The sequence below is a fragment of the Pantoea sp. SIMBA_079 genome (assembly GCF_046940275.1).
Classification (GTDB): Bacteria; Pseudomonadota; Gammaproteobacteria; order Enterobacterales; family Enterobacteriaceae; genus Pantoea; species Pantoea borealis.
The window spans coordinates 1-228 of sequence record NZ_JAWRYR010001049.1; the positions used below are offsets into that span (position 1 = coordinate 1).

General features: G+C 43.4%; 1 protein-coding gene. It reads left to right on the forward strand.

Translation table 11 applies throughout. The features are described 5' to 3' along the window. The coding region (locus tag SB719_RS23130; protein ID WP_412160188.1) for a hypothetical protein at positions 1 to 228 on the forward strand (228 nt) is incomplete at both ends.

Consider the following 228-nt stretch of genomic DNA (forward strand, 5'->3'; position numbering starts at 1 on the left):
GAGCTAAAGGGTTATGATGTGTATTTTTCAGTTGACGATGTTCCTCTTGAAGTCGACTTTCCCAAGCAGTGGCTTGGGTTTGGTTTTCTAGATGGTGAAAAAAGACATATTCCTGTGGAGTGGGCTGATTTTTCTGAGTTTTTGCCTTGGGTAAGCGCGTGGCTCGACAAATGTGTGCTAGGAACTGTTTTGGCAGTGAGTGATAGGCCGTATCTCATGTATGTATAT